This is a genomic window from Mesorhizobium sp. M1A.T.Ca.IN.004.03.1.1, assembly GCF_003997555.1.
Lineage (GTDB): Bacteria > Pseudomonadota > Alphaproteobacteria > Rhizobiales > Rhizobiaceae > Mesorhizobium.
In genome coordinates, this window is the sequence record NZ_RZTV01000086.1 from 1 (window position 1) to 356 (window position 356).

Below are 356 nucleotides of genomic sequence, written 5' to 3' on the forward strand. Positions count from 1 at the left end.
CTTCGCGGTTGACGGCGGAACGCAGACGATGGATTTCACGGCCCGACAGAAGCAGCTTGCGGCGCCGGCGCGGTCCGTGATTGAAGCGGTTCGCCTGCAGATATTCCGGCAGGTAGGAGTTGATCAGCCAGATCTCGCCATCCTCGTCCGACGCATAGGATTCTGCGATATTGGCTTTGCCTTCGCGCAGCGACTTCACCTCCGTGCCCTTCAGCACGAGACCTGCCTCATAAGTATCGATGATCTCGTAGTTGAAGCGGGCCTTGCGGTTTTCGGCCACGACCTTATTCACCACGCGCTGGCTGCCTTTGGGGGCCATGACGATATTCCAATTGCTTTTTAGGGCGAGAAAAGCC

Annotated in this window: 1 protein-coding gene; it reads right to left on the reverse strand. The window is 57.9% G+C overall.

All coding sequences use genetic code 11. The features are described 5' to 3' along the window. The coding region (gene smpB, locus EOD29_RS30810; RefSeq protein WP_127248785.1) for an SsrA-binding protein SmpB at positions 1 to 319 on the reverse strand (319 nt) is incomplete at its 3' end. Between the last annotated feature and the right edge of the window lie 37 nt (positions 320 to 356).